Origin of the sequence: Propioniciclava sp., from assembly GCF_047602245.1 — a bacterium.
Classification (GTDB): Bacteria; Actinomycetota; Actinomycetes; order Propionibacteriales; family Propionibacteriaceae; genus Propioniciclava.
In genome coordinates, this window is record NZ_JASGHT010000001.1 from 1,050,892 (window position 1) to 1,065,819 (window position 14,928).

General features: G+C 70.2%; 12 protein-coding genes. 5 read left to right on the forward strand and 7 right to left on the reverse strand.

Annotated elements, in window-relative coordinates:
• Window positions 1-711, reverse strand: a complete 711-nt coding sequence (locus QM708_RS05165; RefSeq protein WP_415105034.1) for an ABC transporter ATP-binding protein — start codon at window positions 709-711, stop codon at window positions 1-3.
• A 407-nt stretch (window positions 712-1,118) separates the two neighbouring features.
• On the opposite strand from QM708_RS05165, the gene QM708_RS05170 reads away from it, so the two are divergent.
• Window positions 1,119-2,009: an RNase H family protein gene (locus QM708_RS05170; RefSeq protein ID WP_415105036.1), complete on the forward strand. Its 891-nt coding sequence runs from the start codon at window positions 1,119-1,121 to the stop codon at window positions 2,007-2,009.
• A gap of 18 nt (window positions 2,010-2,027) precedes the next feature.
• On the opposite strand, the gene QM708_RS05175 is transcribed toward QM708_RS05170, so the two are convergent.
• From QM708_RS05175 to QM708_RS05195, 5 genes are read right to left on the reverse strand one after another with little or no spacing between them, the layout of a single operon-like run.
• The gene (locus QM708_RS05175) at window positions 2,028-3,047 is read right to left on the reverse strand and encodes an aldo/keto reductase (RefSeq protein ID WP_415105038.1); all 1,020 of its coding nucleotides are present in this window, start codon (window positions 3,045-3,047) and stop codon (window positions 2,028-2,030) included.
• A gap of 40 nt (window positions 3,048-3,087) precedes the next feature.
• Window positions 3,088-4,098 (reverse strand): SDR family oxidoreductase, encoded by a 1,011-nt coding sequence (locus QM708_RS05180; RefSeq protein WP_415105040.1) that lies wholly within the window; start codon window positions 4,096-4,098, stop codon window positions 3,088-3,090.
• Window positions 4,095-4,934 (reverse strand): carbohydrate ABC transporter permease, encoded by an 840-nt coding sequence (locus QM708_RS05185; RefSeq protein WP_415105042.1) that lies wholly within the window; start codon window positions 4,932-4,934, stop codon window positions 4,095-4,097. The genes QM708_RS05180 and QM708_RS05185 overlap by 4 nt, the downstream gene beginning before the upstream one ends.
• Window positions 4,931-5,842 carry a carbohydrate ABC transporter permease gene (locus QM708_RS05190; protein ID WP_415105044.1) on the reverse strand — a complete coding sequence of 304 codons (912 nt, stop codon included), beginning with the start codon at window positions 5,840-5,842 and terminating at the stop codon, window positions 4,931-4,933. The genes QM708_RS05185 and QM708_RS05190 overlap by 4 nt, the downstream gene beginning before the upstream one ends.
• Before the next feature lie 2 nt (window positions 5,843-5,844).
• Entirely contained in the window at window positions 5,845-7,107 is a 1,263-nt protein-coding gene (locus QM708_RS05195; RefSeq protein WP_415105046.1) for an ABC transporter substrate-binding protein, read from the reverse strand.
• Window positions 7,108-7,347: 240 nt separating this feature from the next.
• Here QM708_RS05195 and QM708_RS05200 point away from each other — a divergent pair, with 240 nt between their 5' ends.
• Both QM708_RS05200 and QM708_RS05205 read left to right on the forward strand, forming a co-directional pair.
• Window positions 7,348-8,355 carry a LacI family DNA-binding transcriptional regulator gene (locus QM708_RS05200; protein WP_415105048.1) on the forward strand — a complete coding sequence of 336 codons (1,008 nt, stop codon included), beginning with the start codon at window positions 7,348-7,350 and terminating at the stop codon, window positions 8,353-8,355.
• Window positions 8,356-8,438: 83 nt separating this feature from the next.
• A complete protein-coding gene (locus QM708_RS05205; RefSeq protein ID WP_415105050.1) occupies window positions 8,439-9,713 on the forward strand; it encodes a citrate synthase in 1,275 nt (424 codons plus the stop codon).
• Between the two features lie 44 nt (window positions 9,714-9,757).
• Here the strand turns inward: QM708_RS05205 and QM708_RS05210 are convergent, their stop codons facing one another.
• Window positions 9,758-11,155 (reverse strand): serine hydrolase domain-containing protein, encoded by a 1,398-nt coding sequence (locus tag QM708_RS05210; RefSeq protein WP_415105052.1) that lies wholly within the window; start codon window positions 11,153-11,155, stop codon window positions 9,758-9,760.
• A gap of 186 nt (window positions 11,156-11,341) precedes the next feature.
• Here QM708_RS05210 and QM708_RS05215 point away from each other — a divergent pair, with 186 nt between their 5' ends.
• A complete protein-coding gene (locus QM708_RS05215) occupies window positions 11,342-13,549 on the forward strand; it encodes an NADP-dependent isocitrate dehydrogenase (protein ID WP_415111289.1) in 2,208 nt (735 codons plus the stop codon).
• Between the two features lie 245 nt (window positions 13,550-13,794).
• On the forward strand, window positions 13,795-14,904 hold the full coding sequence (locus QM708_RS05220) for a GNAT family N-acetyltransferase (RefSeq protein ID WP_415105054.1): 1,110 nt from the start codon (window positions 13,795-13,797) through the stop codon (window positions 14,902-14,904).
• Window positions 14,905-14,928: the final 24 nt, after the last annotated feature.

Consider the following 14,928-nt stretch of genomic DNA (forward strand, 5'->3'; position numbering starts at 1 on the left):
TCAGCCCCGCTCGTCGGAGACGATCCGGCCATCGGCGAGCCGGATGATCCGGTCGCAGGAGGCGGCGGCGTCCGCGTTGTGGGTGACCATGACCACCGTCTGGCCCAGATCGGTGACCGCCCGGCGCAGCAGGCCGAGCACGTCGGCGCCGGCAACCGAGTCCAGCGCCCCGGTCGGCTCGTCGGCGAAGATGACCGTGGGCCGCATCACCAGCGCCCGCGCGACGGCGACCCGCTGCTGCTGCCCGCCGGACAGCTCCGCGGGCCGGTGGCCGAGCCGGTCGGACAGCCCGAGGCTCTCCACCACCTCGGCCTGCCAGGCGGCGTCCGGACGCCGGCCCGCGAGGCGCTGCGGCAGAGCGATGTTCTCGGCGGCGGTGAGGGTGGGCACCAGGTTGAAGGACTGGAAGACGAAGCCGACCCGGTCGCGGCGGATCTTGGTCAGGCCGGCGTCATCGAGCGAGGTCAGCTCGGCATCGCCCACCCACGCCTGCCCCGAGGTGGGGGTGTCGAGGGCGGCGAGCAGGTGCAGCAGCGTCGACTTGCCCGAACCCGAGGGTCCCATGATCGCGGTGAACTCCGCCGAGCGGATGTCGAGCGTGACGCCGTCGAGCGCCCGCACGGCGGTCGGTCCGTCGCCGTACACCTTGGTGAGGTTGACGGCGCGAACCGCCGTGGCGAGTGGCGCGGGGGCCGGTGGGGCGATGGGCATGGGGAGGCTCCTCGGTTCTGGTCGGGGCACCCAGCCTTTCGGTGCGCGCCCTCATCGGGGAACCTCCCGCGGTCCCGGCTCGGCGCTCCTCCCCCGGGACGACCCCCTCCACCCGTGGGATGACGGCGGCCGGCTGACCAGATCGTGCTGCTCAATGCGCGACATCTTCAGTCCCACTGATGTTCTGGCCGGCTCCGGCGGATTGAGCAGTACGTTGTGCCCCGTGCTCACGGCCGACCGGAGGACAGATCACTTCGCTCGATTTCTGGCGGCCCTCCAGAACATCAGTCCCACTGATGTTTTCGGCGCGGGCCGCGAATCGAGTGAAGTGATTTGCTCTCACGACGGCGGCAACACCGGCGGAGGCGCCGGAACCGGGGCGTCCTGGCGTCCGGCACAATGGCCCGGTGATTGTTGCTGCCGCTGACGGATCGTCGCTGTCCAACCCCGGCCCCGCGGGGTGGGCCTGGTTCGTGGACGGGGACCGCTGGGCGGCCGGAGGCTGGAAGCACGCCACCAACAACAAGGCCGAACTGATGGCGGTGCTCGATCTGCTCCGGCAGACCAAGGACGCCGGCGACGACCTGCTGGTGCTGTGCGACAGCCAGTACGTGATCAACGCCCTGACCAAGTGGATGCCGGGCTGGAAGCGCAAGGGCTGGAAGAAGGCCGACGGCAAGCCGGTGCTGAACGTCGACCTTCTCGCCGAGCTTGATCGCGAGTTGGCCGGACGCCGGGTCACCTTCGAGTGGGTCAAGGGGCACGCCGGCCACGACCTCAACGAGGCCGCCGACACCCGCGCCCGCGCCGCCGCGACCGCCTATCAGCAGGGCACCGCGGTCGATGCCGGCCCCGGCTTCTCGCCCGATGCGCCGCGCCCGCGCGACGAGGTCGCGATCCCGCGCACGCCCACCCACGAGCCCGACCTGTTCGAGGCCTCCCCCGATCCGGAGCCGCCCACGGACGAACACCCCGTCATCGCCCTGCAGCGCGCCTGGGTATCGGACGCCGTCCGCGGTGACCGCGCCGAGGCCGACGCCCTGCTGCACCCCCGGTTCATGGAGCACGATGCCCGCGGGCGCGCCTCCGGCAAGGGCCGCACCCTGGCTTCGCTGGCCCCGCTGGAGGATCCGGTCACCGTCGAGGTCGAGGGTGTCGACGAGTTGGCCCCCTGGGTGGTGCTGCTGCGCTGGCGGGCGCGTTCGCGCTCCGCGGTCACCCTGCGCAGTTCGATCTGGGTGCGCCAAGGTGACACCTGGCGTCTGCGGTTCGAGCAGCAAACCCCGGCGGTCCGCTGAGCAGCCCTCCTCGCAGGTTCAGGACAGGGGACGGCTGCGCTGCTCGATGCCTGCGGCGCCGTAGGGCCAGGGCGAGGGTTCGGGGTCGCTGGCGGCGTCCAGCATGGTGATCTCCTCGGGGGTGAGCCTCAGGTCGGCGCTGGCGAGGTTCTCGGCGAGCTGCGCCGGGGTCCGGGCGCCGATGATCGTCGATGCGACGCCGTCACGGGCGTCCAACCAGGCCAGGGCCACCTGCGACCACGGCACTCCGCGGCGAGCGGCGATGCCCTCAACGGCGGCCAGCACTCGCCAGGTGCGCTCCTCGCGGCCACGCAGACCGTACGCCTCCACGCCGCGCTCCGGGTCCTCCCCCAACCGGGTCGCTCCGGTGGGCGCGACGTCGCGGCGGTACTTGCCGGTCAGCCAGCCGCCACCGAGCGGCGACCACGGCAGCACGCCGAGACCGGACGCCCGGCAGGCGGGCAGGATCTCCCACTCGACCTCGCGGGCCAGCAGGTTGTACTGCGGCTGCATCGACACCAGCGGCACCCGTCCGCGCGCCGCGGCGGCGGCCATCGCGATCTGCCATCCAGTGAAGTTCGACAGTCCCACATAGGACACCAGGCCGCCGCGGACGGCGTCCTCCAAGAACCCGAGGGTCTCCTCCCAGGGGGTGAGCGGATCCCAGGAATGCACCTGGTACAGGTCGAGATGCTCCACGCCGAGCCGGCGCAGCGTCGCCTCGAGCGCGCGGCGCAGGTGCCGCCGCGACAAGCCGGCGTCCCGCGGGGTCACCCCGACCGGGAATCTCCCCTTGCCGGCCAGGATCACCTCCCCTCGCGACGACGCATCGAGGCGTCCGAGCCAGCGTCCGACGATCTCTTCGGAGCGCCCACCCGCATAGACATCGGCGGTCTCGATCACGGTGCCGCCCGCGTCGAGGTACGCCCCCAGCATGACGGACGCCTCCGCCTCGCCGGTCTCCGCGCCGAAGGTCATCGTGCCCAGCGCGAGCCGCGAAACCACCAGTCCCGAGCGGCCCAGCGTTCCGTACCTCATCGCACCATCCCCCGATCGCGAGGAGCCCACGCAGCCGGCATCATCGGGCGGTCCGCAGGTCGCGGGGACGGTAGGCGTCCACGAGCAGGTCCATCAACCGGTCGTAGTGCGGGTCGACCGCTTGGGCTTCGGGGTGGGCGTCGTGCCAGGCGATGATCTCGCGCGCACCCTGCTCGAAGGGCACCCGCGCGCCGAAATCGGGCACCAACGACCGCAGCTTGGTCGTGTCGAACACCATCGAATTCGCCTTGTCGCCGAGCAGTGCCGAGCCCCATTCCGGATCGACGGCGGCGACGGCGTCCGAGGGCACGTGCACCAGGCGCGGCTCAACACCGGCGGCGTGGCCGATCAGGGTGTAGATCGCGTTCCAGGTGGGCGCCTCGTCCCCCATGATGTGGAAGGCCTCGCCGATCGCCTCGCGGCGTCCGAGCAGGCCCACGAAGCCGCGGGCGAAGTCGGTGTGGTGGGTGATGGTCCACAGCGAGGTGCCGTCGCCGGGCACGACGACCTCCAGGCCGCGGCGCATCCGGTCGACGACGGTCCAGCCGCCGTCGAAGGGCACCATGGTCGGGTCGTAGGTGTGCGACGGGCGGACGATGGTGACCGGGAACCCCGAGCGCCGGTATTCGGCGACCAGCGCGTCCTCGCAGGCGATCTTGTCGCGCGAGTACTGCCAGTACGGGTTGCGCAAGGGCGTCGACTCGGTGACCGGCAGCCGGGTCGGCGGGGTCTGGTAGGCCGACGCCGAGCTGATGTAGACGTACTGCTCGGTGCGTCCGGCGAAGAACGCCACATCGGCCAGCACCTGTTCGGGCACGAACCCGAGGAACTGGCAGACCACATCGAAGCTGAGGTCGCCCACGGCCGCGGCGACCGAGGCGGCGTCCCGGACGTCCGCCCGGTGCACGACGACACCCTCGGGCACCGGGCGCAGCGTGGACGCCCCCCGGTTGAGGACGTGCACCTCGTGGCCGCAGGCGAGCGCCTGCGCGACGCAGGCCGTGCTGATGATGCCGCTGCCTCCGATGAACAGCACGCGTAGGGGATTCACTTGACGCCTCCGGCGGTCAGGCCGGAGATGATCCGGCGTTGGAAGATGAGGACGAGCACGATGAGCGGGACGGTGACGATGACACCGGCCGCCAACTGCGTACCGTAGGGGGTTTCGTACTGGGAGATGCCCGAGAACTGCGCGATGGCGACCGTGACCGGCTGGGAGGCCGGGGTGACCGACATCGAGTTGGCGATCATGAACTCGTTCCAGGCCGAGATGAACACCAGGATCGCGGTGGTGAACACCCCCGGCACGGCCAGCGGCAGGATCACCTGCCGGAAGGCCTGCCCGCGGGTGCAGCCGTCCACGCGGGCGGCCTGTTCCAACTCCCACGGCATCGCCCGGAAAAAGCTGGTCAGGATCCATACCCCCAGCGGCAGCGAGAAGCTGATGTCGGGGATGATCATCGCCTGATAGGTGTCGATCCAGCCCAGGTTCGCGAACAGCTGGAACAGCGGCGTCAGGATCGCCACGCCGGGGAACATCGACGTGGCCAGGAACAGCCCGAGCACCACGTTCTTGCCGCGGAAGTCGAGCCGCGCGATCGCGTAGGCCGCGAACACGCCGAACACCAGCGCCACGACGGTGACGGTGCCGGCGATGATCAGGCTGTTGCGCAGCGCGAACACGAAGGTGTTCTGCGCCCCGAAGACGGCCTCGTAGTTCATCAGCGTCGGCGCGCGCGGAACCAGGGAGTTGTCGAAGATCGCCTTCGGGTCCTTCAGGCTGGAGACGACCATCCAGTAGAAGGGCGCCACGCAGAAGAGGATGATCGCGGCGATGCCCAGGTACAGGCCGGCATCGCCGAGGCGGCGGCGGGTCAGCGGTGTCATCGGACGCCCTCCTTCCGGCCTCGGCGCGCGGGCCGGGGACGCTCGGCACCGGTGTCGACCGCGTTCACCCCGAGGAGACGGACGAACAGGTACGCGGTCAGGAAGATGAACAGAAAGGTCAAGGTGGCCAGCGCACCGCCGTAGCCCGGCTTGAGCTGGCTCAGCGTCGACTGCACCACCAGGATCGACAGCGTGGTCGTCCCGTTGGCGCCGTTGGTCAGGATCGCCGGCAGGTCGTACATCCGCAAGGCGTCCAGCAGCCGGAACAGCACGGCCACACCCAGCGCGGGCGCGACCAGCGGCAGCGTCACGTTCGTGAATCGCCGCCAGGCGCCGGCCCCGTCGATCTTGGCCGCCTCGTAGACCTCTTCGGGGATCACCTGCAGGCCGGCCAGGATGAGCAGCGCGATGAACGGCGCCGTCTTCCAGGTGTCGGCGATGACGATGGCGACGAAGGAGGGCAGCTCGGAGCCGGTCCACACGATCTGCTGGCCGATCAGCGCGTTGACGATGCCGGCCGGGTCGAAGGCCCACTTCCACAGCACGGCCGCGACGGCGGTCGGGATCGCCCAGGGGACGAGGACGCTGGCGCGCAGCAGTCCTCGCCCCCGGAACGCCCGGTTCATGATGAGGGCCATGCCCAGCCCGAGAAGGGTTTCCAGCACGATGGTGATCGCGCCCATGCCGTAGGTGAACCCCGTCGCGCCCCAGAACTCCTTGGCGCCGGTGCCCCACAGGGCGCTGGCGTAGTTGTCGAAGCCGACGAAGGGCACCTCGCCGATGCCGTCGCCGAAGAAGGAGCGGACGAGGCTGGAGGCGACTGGATAGCCGATGACGACCGTCAGCACGACGATCGACGGAATCACCAGCCAGAAGGCGGTGCGGTTGTCATTCTCGGGCTTGGCCATGGCTACTTGATGGCCTGCTGCAGGTCGGCGGCCATCGCGGTGATCGCCTCATCGACGCTCACCTTGCCCTGAAGCGCGGCGTAGCCGTTCTTCTGGATGGCGAGGCTGACCGCGTTGTAGTTGGGCGTCCGCGGGCGCGGGACGGCGGTCAGTTCGGACTTCTGCAGGGTGGGCAGGTACGGCGACACCTTGACCAGGTCGGCATCGGTGTACAGGTCGGTGAGCACGGACGCCTGGTTCATCACGCTGACCAGCACCTTCTGCGCCTCCTCGCTCTGCATCCATTCGGCCCAGGCCTTCGCGGTGGCCTTGTTCTTGGAGTAGGACGACACGGCCAAGTTGATGCCACCCAGCGACGAGGTCGCGTAGTCGCTCTTGCCCGGGATCTGCGCGACGCCGAACTTGCCCTTGATCGCCGAGTCATCGGCGCCGGCCAGCGAGTAGACGTAGGGCCAGTTGCGCAGGAACAGCGCCTTGCCCTCCAGGAACGCGTTGGCGCTCTCCTGCTCCTTGTAGGTGATCGCCGCCTCGTTGATCTGGCCCGACTTGAACATCTCGACGAGGTGGCCGAGGCCCTCGCGCGCCTCGGGGCTGTCGACGGTGACCGTCTTGCCGTCCTCGCTGAGGAAGGAGCCGCCGGCCGAGGTGATCGCCTCGGCGACGTTGACGGTGAGGCCCTCGTACTGGGCGAACTGGCCCGCGTAGCAGTCCATATTGTTGGCCGTGGCGACCTTGCACGCCTCGTTCAGCTCGGCCCACGTCTTCGGCGGGGTCGGGACCAGGTCGGAGCGGTAGAACAGCAGGCCGGCGTTCGTCATGAACGGGGCGCCGTACATCTTGCCGTCGTACATCGCGGTCGCCTTGGCGGCGGGCAGGACGGCGGGGCCGCCGACCTTGGCCTCGTCCATCGCCTCGATCCAGCCGCGGGCGGCGAATTCGCTGGTCCACACGACGTCCATCCAGACGACGTCGTACTTGCCGCTCTTGGCCTGGAAGTCCTGGATGAACGAGTTCCGCTGGTCGTCCGGCGAGGCGGACAGCTCCAGGAAGGTGACCTGCTGGTCGGGGTGGGCCTTGTTCCACACCTCGATCAGCTGGGGCATCGCCCCGGTGAGGTCCTTGCCGGAGGCGAAGGTAATCGGGCCCACACCCTCGGCCGCGGCGGAGCCGCTGGGGGCTGCCGGAGCGCCGGAGCATCCGGCGAGGGCAAGGGCGAACATGCTGGTCGCGGCACCGGCCGCCACCACGCGTCGGTTGATACGCACGGCACTCTCCTCTGAGTTCTTGCGATGCCCGGATCAGGACCGCGGCCCCGATGCCGAGGACACCCTGCGGTGACCCGGCCAGCGTGCACCCGGGACGACCGCTTGTCAAGTAATCGGTTTCTCATTCTCGGGAATCCACCCGAAAAGGGACGCCTTCAGTAGCGCCCTCTCATCCCCACGCGTTGAGCAACCGTTTTCACACTTCGTCGGTGTAGTGTCCGTGGTGCTGAAGGAGGCCTTGTGAGCGTCACGGTGCGGGATGTGGCCCGACTCGCCGGTGTGTCCACCGCGACGGTGTCCCGCGCGCTGCGCGGCTTCCCCACCGTCGGCGAGGACATCCGCGCGCAGGTGCTGGACGCCGCCGACCGGCTCGGCTACGTCGGCTCCCACGCCGCCGCCGCGCTGTCGACCGGGCGGACCGGATGCGTCGGCGTGATCACTCCCTTCGTCAACCGGCTCGCCTTCCAGCGGATGCTCGCCGGCGTCGAACACGAGCTGCGCGCCGAACGCGTCGACCTGATGCTGCACTGCACCGGCGACCCGAGCGACCCGCACCCCGTCCCCCCGCACAAGCGCCTGGCCCGCCGCGTCGACGGCTTCATCGTGCTGTCGCTGAGTGCCGAAAGCCCCGACCTGGCCGAGATCCTCAAGCTGCCGCTGCCGACGGTGATGTTCGGCCCGCAGGCGCCGGGGGTGGCCGGCGTCGAGACCGACGACCGGGGCGGTGCGGCGTCCGCCACGCAACTGCTGGCCGACCGCGGGCACCGGCGGATCGGGGTGATCTACGGACGCGAATGGGACAACCCGTCGGTGCTGGAATACCAGCGCCGCCAGGGCGTCGAGGACGTCCTGGAGCGGCTCGGCCTGCCGCTGCCCGAGGAACGGCGCCGCCCCGGCGGCTTCATCATGCGCGGCGGGCACCGGGCGATGCTGGAACTCCTCGACCGGCCCGAGCCGCCGACCGGCGTGTTCGCGTTCTCCGACGAGATGGCCTACGGGGCCGTCCAGGCGCTCCGCGAGCGCGGCCTCACCCCCGGGCGCGATGTGGCGCTGATCGGCTACGACGGGCACGAGATGTCCGACATCGTCGGGCTGTCCACCATGCACGTGCCCTTCGAGCAGATCGGGGCCGCGCTGGCCCGGCAGATGCTGGCCGCCCTCGGCCTCGGTGGCCCGGCCGAGGCGCACATCATCGTGCCGCCGGTGCTGATCGAGCGTGCCTCGACGCGTCCGGACGCCGCACTCTGAGCATCCCTACCCCACCCTCGTCAACCCCGGTTCGCGGACTGAGCCGCCCGGTACCTCCGCCGAGGCGTCCCTAGTCTCCGACCATGGCAGAGGCATTGAAGATCAGCACCGAGCAGGTCACCCTCGACCTGCCGATCACCGACGGCACCATCAAGGCCACCGACCTCAAGGCGGTCCCCACCTCGGCAGGCCCGCTGGCCACCTACGACCCCGGACTGATGAACACCGCGTCGTGTCGCAGCGCCATCACCTACATCGACGGCGACGCCGGCGTCCTCGAATACCGGGGCTACCCGATCGAACAGCTGGCCGGCAACGCCAGCCACCTGGAGGTCGCCTACCTGCTGCTGTACGGCGAACTGCCCACCACCGAGCAGCTGGCGGCCTGGGAGAAGGAGATCAACACCCACCGGTTCGTGCACGAGAACGTGCGCGGCATCATCCAGTCCTTCCGCTACGACGCCCACCCGATGGGCAAGCTGATGTCGGGCGTGGCGTCCATGCAGACCTTCTACCCCAGCGCGCGCCGGATCGACGATCCCGAGGCCCGGCGAATGAACATCGTCCGGCTCATCGCCAAGATGCCCACCATCGCGGCCTGGTCCTACCGGCAGTCGATCGGGCGCCACTACGTCTACCCCAACGACGAACTCGGCTACGTCGACAACTTCCTGGCCATGCTGTTCCAGAGCCAGCAGCGCGTCTACCGGCCCGACCCGCGGGTGTCGCACGCGATGGAGGTGCTGTTCGTGCTGCACGCCGACCACGAGCAGAACTGTTCGACGAACGCGGTGCGGGCGGTCGCGTCCGCGGGCAACGACGTCTACACCTCGGCCGGGGCGGGGGTGGGCGCCCTGTTCGGTCCCGCTCACGGCGGCGCGAACGAGGCGGTGCTGAAGATGCTGCGCGAGATCGGCTCGGCCGACCGGGTCGGCGAGTTCATCGAGGGTGTCAAGGCCGGCAACGCGCGGCTGATGGGCTTCGGGCACCGGGTCTACAAGAACTACGACCCGCGCGCGAAGATCATCAAGAAGGCCTGCGACGAGGTGTTCGAGGTGACCGGGGTGAACCCGCTGCTGCAGATCGCGGTCGAACTGGAGAAGGTCGCGCTCGAGGACGAGTACTTCGCCACCCGGCGCCTCTACCCCAACGTCGACTTCTATTCCGGCCTCATCTACGAGGCGCTGCGCTTCCCGCCGGAGATGTTCACCGTGCTGTTCGCCGTGCCGCGCACGGCCGGCTGGTGCGCGCAGTGGCTGGAGGGGGTCACCGATCCCGAGCAGAAGATCATGCGTCCCAAGCAGATCTACACCGGCCACCGCCGGCGCGCGTTCGTGCCGCAGGACGCCCGGGCCTGAGGCCGGCGGCCGCGTTCCCGGACGCTCCGGGGGCGCGGCCGGCGTCAGCGCTCGACGGCCAGGCTCGGCCAGGTGCCGGTGCCGAGCGGCTTCTCGCCGACCCATTCGATCTTGCCGGAGCCGTCGTCGCGCAGCCGTACCAGCAGCGCGTGCGGGGCGTCCAGGGCGACCATGTGACCGACCCAGTGCCCCCATTCCACCCACGCGCCGGACGCCGCCACGCGCAGCGTCCGCTTGCCCCAGCGCATCGCGCCGATCTCCCACGACTTGTGCCCGACCGTGAGGGTGTTGTCGCCGCCGAAGGCGTCGATCCAGCGCAGCGTCCAGCCCTCGGGGGCATCGATCAGCCGCCAGCGGTTGCGCCGGTTCTCGAAGGACAGGTGGACGAACCCGCCCCGCTCGCCGCCGACGGTGCGCAGCGAGGCGCGCCCCAGCCGGGCGGTCAGGGCGTCGGTGTCGGCCGCGGACGCCGGGGCGTCGAACGCGGGCAGTAGGTGGTCCCACGCCGCCTCCAGGACGCCCTGCATCGAGTCGGTGCGCGCCGTGGTGACCAGCAGCGCGTCGTGGGCGGGCATCAGCAGACCGAACTGGCCGAGCGCCCCGTCACCGCGGTGCCCGCCGTGCCGGTCGAGCCACACCTGCCAGCCGTAGCCCTGCGCCCAGTCGGGATCGGTCTTGACCGGTGCCGTCTCCACCTGGCGCTGCCGGTAGCGGGTGATCCACTCGGCCGGCAGCAGCTGCTCGCCGTCATGGACGCCCTCATCGAGCAGCAACTGGAAGAAGGCGGCGATCGACTCGGGAGCCAGATGCAGCCCCGAACAGCCCAGGATCCGGCCGCGCTGATCGGTGTCCCAGCTGGCGTGACCGATGCCGAGCGGGCCGAACACGCGCTCGCGGAGCAACTCCAGCACCGTCATACCGGTGGCGTGCCGCACGATCTCGGCCAGCGTCCAGGTGGCGATCTGGTTGTAGCAGAACGTCACGCCCGGCTCGCCGGGCGGCTCGGTGGCCAGCCAGGCACGCCACGGTTTGCGGCCCGGCATCGCCGCCAGCTTGTCGCCGGGCCACACGTCGGTGGTGTGGCCGGTGGCCATCGCGAGGCAGTCGCGCACCCGGATCCGGGACGCGACCGGCCCGGCGTCCTCGACCACATCGGCGAACAGATCGACGAGACGGTCGTCGTAGCCGAAGGCGCCGTCGGCGACCACGATCCCGGCCGCGGCCGAGACGAACGTCTTCGACAGCGAATACAGCAGCGGCGCGTGATCGAGCCGGTGCGGATACCAGGCACCCTCGGCGCACACCCGTCCGTGCCTCACCAGCATCATCGTGTGCAGTTCGATGTGCCGGCGCGCCAGCTGATCGAGGAAGGCGCTCACCCCGCGCGCGTCCACCCCGACTGCCTCCGGGCGGCCACGAGGAAGAAGGCGATGGGGTGACATCTGCCCAGTTTGGCACGCTCGCCGGGCTCGCGCGGAGGTATCCGGAGGACGACCCTGCCACCCGGGTGGGCTGCACAGGACGACGACGGCCGTCGTCTCGCATCAGGTCAATGACCACGACCGCGACGGCGGCAACCCTGGGTCCGCTACTGTGAGGACACCCAGTCGGACTAGCTCAAGGAAGACCTGCGCGCGATGGCCAAGATCATTTACACGCTCACCGACGAAGCCCCGCTCTTCGCCACCTACTCGTTCCTTCCGATCGTCGAAGCCTTCACCGCGAGCGCGGGCGTCGACGTCGAAACCCGCGACATCTCGCTGGCCGGCCGCATCCTGGCCGCGTTCGCCGACCGGCTGCCCGAGGAGCAGCGGGTCGCCGACGCGCTGTCCGAGCTGGGCCAGCTCGCGAAGACGCCCGAGGCGAACATCATCAAGCTGCCCAACATCTCGGCGTCCGTGCCGCAGCTGGAGGCCGCCATCGCCGAACTGAACGCGCTCGGCTTCGGCCTGCCGTCCTATGCCGACGCCGACGCGGACGCCACGGCGCGTTACGACGCCATCAAGGGCTCGGCGGTCAACCCGGTGCTGCGCGAGGGCAACTCCGACCGGCGCGCGCCGCTGGCGGTGAAGAACTACGCCCGCCAGCACCCGCACTCGATGGGCACCTGGTCGGCCGACTCGAAGACCGAGGTCGCCACGATGGGCCGCGACGATTTCCGCTCCAACGAGTTGTCGGTGATCCTGCCCGAGGACGACACGCTGCGCATCCAGCTCGTCGATCATGAGGGTGACGTCACCGTGCTCAAGGACGGCTTGAAGGTGCTGGCCGGCGAGGTCGTCGACGGCACCGTGATGCGCGCCGCCGCCCTGGACGCCTTCCTCACCGAGCAGGTCGCCCGCGCGAAGGAACTGGGCGTGCTGTTCTCGGTGCACCTGAAGGCCACCATGATGAAGGTCTCCGACCCGATCCTGTTCGGCCATGTGGTGTCGGCGTTCCTGCCGAAGACCTTCGCGCAGTACGGCGACGACCTGGCCGCGGCGGGTCTGTCGGCGAACAACGGCCTGGGCGCGATCCTCGCCGGCCTCGACGCGCTGCCCAACGGTGCCGAGATCAAGGCGTCCATCGACGCCGAGATCGCCGACGGACCGGCGCTGGCGATGGTGAACTCCGACAAGGGCATCACCAACCTGCACGTGCCCTCCGACGTGATCGTGGACGCCTCGATGCCGGCGATGATCCGCATCGGCGGCAAGATGTGGGGCCCCGACGGCCGCGAGGCCGACACCCTCGCCGTCATCCCCGATTCGTCCTACGCCGGCGTCTACCAGGCCGTGATCGACGACTGCAAGGCCCACGGCGCCTACGACCCGGTCACCATGGGTTCGGTGCCGAACGTCGGCCTGATGGCCCAGGCGGCCGAGGAGTACGGCTCGCACAACAAGACCTTCGAGATCACCACCGCGGGCAAGGTGCAGGTGGTCACCGCGTCCGGTGAGGTGCTGATGGAGCACGACGTCGCCCCCGGCGACGTCTGGCGCGCCTGCCAGACCAAGGACGCCCCGATCCGTGACTGGGTCAAGCTGGCCGTCACCCGCGCCCGGGTGTCCGGCACGCCGGCGATCTTCTGGCTCGACCCGGCCCGCGCCCACGACCGCAACCTGACCGGGCTGGTCGAGAAGTACCTGGCCGACCACGACACCGAGGGGCTGTCGATCGAGATCATGTCGCCGGTCGAGGCGACCAAGAAGTCGGTGGAGCGCATCCGCCAGGGCTTGGACACCATCTCGGTGACCGGCAATGTGCTGCGCGACTACAACACCGACCTGTTCCCGATCCTCGAGGTGGGCACCTCGGCCAAGATGCTGTCGGTGGTGCCGCTGATGAACGGCGGCGGCCTGTTCGAGACCGGCGCCGGCGGCTCGGCGCCCAAGCACGTGCAGCAGCTGCAGGCGGAGAACTACCTGCGCTGGGATTCGCTCGGCGAGTTCCTGGCCCTGGCCGAGAGCCTCGCGCACCTGGCGCGCACCTCCGGCAACGAGCGGGCGGCCGTCCTCGGCACCGCGCTGGACGCCGCCACCGGCACCCTGCTGAACGAGAACAAGTCGCCGGCCCGCCGGGTCGGCCAGATCGACAACCGCGGCTCGCACGCGTGGCTGGCGGTGTTCTGGGCCGAGGAACTGGCCAAGCAGACCACCGATCCGGAGTTGGCGGCGACGTTCGCGCCGATCGCCGAGCAGCTGCGCGCCAACGCGGACACGATCTCTGCCGAGCTGATCGCGGTGCAGGGTTCGCCGGCCGACCTGGGCGGCTACTACCGCCCGGTCGCGGAGAAGGCGTCCGCGGTGATGCGTCCCTCGGCGACGCTGAACGCGATCATCGACGCGCTGCGCTAGTCGGAACCGATCACCGGCCGTCCGGGGTTACGCGTCACCAGGCGCGTAACCCCGGACGTTCCGTTTCCTGCGGCCGGCCCGTTCACCACGGCTCGGGCGGCTGCCGCCCGGTTCGCCTGGCGGACCTGGCCCTCGTCGCCGTGACGCGGCCCCTCACCGGCCGGGGAGGAGGCGTCCCCGTTGCCGGGCGGGCGTGGCGGGCATAGCGTGGATCAGCTCTCACTGGCCCACGGGAAGGGGGCGTCATGCACATCGAGGACATCCGGCTCGCCGACGGCGGGCACGTCGTGTTCCGGCCGCTGGTGGTGCCCGCGTCGATCGACGACGCGGATGCGGGCGACTTCCTCGCGTTCACCGACGTCCGCAACCGGATCGCGCGCGAGATCACCGGGCACGACGACCACGCCTACACTCCGGCGGCGCTGCTGGAGTACTTCCGGCCCGACCCGCACTGGCATCGCGAATCCTGGTCGATCCTGCTGGACGGCGAGCTCGTCGGCCGGATGCTGATCGCGGTTCCGCTGGAGAACGGCTCGAACAACTTCGAATGGACCATCGAGTTGCTGCCCGCAGCGTGGAGGCGCGGCATCGGTGGCGCGGCCTATCCGCATGTCGAGGCGTCCGCGCTCGAACACGGGCGCACGGTGCTGCAGTCGTGGGCCGATCATCCCGAGTCCCCCGGTGAGCGCTTGGCGGCGCCGACCGGGTTCGGGTCGGTACCCAGGAGCGATCGCGCGGCGCGGTTCTTCCTGCGCCACGGGTACACGCTGGCGCAGGTCGAACGGTTCTCCCGGCTCGACCTGACCACCGCGCGCCCGCGCGTCGAGCGGCTGCACGCCGAGGCCGTAGCGGCGGCGTCCGGCTACCGGGTGGTGCAGTGGCAGCTGCCCACTCCGTCGGAGTTCGTCGAGGGCTACGCCTGGATGAAATCGCGGATGTCGACCGACAGCCCGGCCGGCGAGTTCGAGTGGGACGAAGAGATCTGGGATGCGGCCCGGCTGGCCCGGATGGAGGCCCGCTACCTCGGTGGCGGTCAGACCGTGCTGGTCACCGCCGCGCAGCACGAGGCGTCCGGCAGGCTGTGCGCCTTCAACGAACTGGTGATCGGCCCCGACCACTCCCAGGTGACCCACCAGGAGGACACGCTGGTGCTGCGCGAGCACCGCGGCCACCGGCTCGGCATGCTGGTCAAGTGCACCGGGCTGCTGGCCTGGATGCGGTTGATGCCCAGTTCATCGCACGCGGTCACCTTCAATGCGGAGGAGAACCGGCCGATGCTCGACATCAACGAGGCGATCGGGTACGTGCCCGTGTCGTATCCGTCGGGCTGGAAGAAGGTCCTCGACCCGGCGTAGCTCACCCACGAGCCGGGTGCGCGC